This window comes from Pseudomonas sp. SIMBA_041 (assembly GCF_046535095.1).
GTDB classification, from domain to species: Bacteria; Pseudomonadota; Gammaproteobacteria; order Pseudomonadales; family Pseudomonadaceae; genus Aquipseudomonas; species Aquipseudomonas mucoides.
The window spans coordinates 1-262 of record NZ_JAWRXJ010000475.1 but is presented as its reverse complement, the minus strand read 5'-3'; the positions used below and the strand labels follow the sequence as shown (position 1 = coordinate 262).

Here is a 262-nt window from a genome sequence, read left to right as displayed (position 1 = left end):
CGATCTCCGTGCGTGGCCCGAAGGGCGACTCAACCAGATCGCTCATCACGCGGCTCCTTTTTTGGAGGAAAACCGGAAGTCGACGTAGGTCGATGAATCCACGGTGTAGCCATCGCGCTTGATTATCTTGCGCGTATAGCCGCCGCCGTTTGGTAGCAGGCCCACCGATGCTTCGCCCATCAGGTGGAGGATGCGGGCCTTTGCGGCATCGGCACCTTTCTCCATGAGGTCGCGCTGCTCGGAGAAGTCGAGGCGCGCATAG

General features: G+C 60.7%; 1 protein-coding gene. It reads right to left on the bottom strand.

Annotated features, from left to right (window positions below):
- Nucleotides 1–45: 45 nt before the first annotated feature.
- On the bottom strand, nt 46–262 hold a 217-nt coding region (locus SB725_RS31985; protein ID WP_410923483.1), incomplete at its 5' end, for a hypothetical protein.